This is a genomic window from Chromohalobacter sp. HP20-39, assembly GCF_033052815.1.
Classification (GTDB): Bacteria; Pseudomonadota; Gammaproteobacteria; order Pseudomonadales; family Halomonadaceae; genus Chromohalobacter.
The window spans coordinates 1-243 of record NZ_JAWHTP010001060.1; the positions used below are offsets into that span (position 1 = coordinate 1).

Sequence of the window (243 nt, forward strand, 5' to 3'; positions counted from 1 at the left end):
GTCCGCGCCGGCGAGGCAGCGGGACTGAAGCTGATCTATGAGGTGTTCGCCGACCGCGCCTATGAGGACGATGCGCAACTGGTGGCGCGCGGCAAAGCGGGATCGGTGCTCCATGACGGCGGTCAGATCGCGCAGCGTGTGGTCCGTATGGTTCAGGACAACGCCATTACCGCTGCGTCCGGAAAGATCATTCCGGTGAAGATCGACACCGTCTGCATTCACGGCGACACGCCGGGTGCGGTC

1 protein-coding gene is annotated in these 243 nt (G+C 64.2%); it reads left to right on the forward strand.

Annotation, left to right across the window (positions count from 1 at the left end; translation table 11 throughout):
• On the forward strand, positions 1-243 hold a 243-nt coding region (locus tag RVY79_RS21175; RefSeq protein ID WP_317466582.1), incomplete at both ends, for a LamB/YcsF family protein.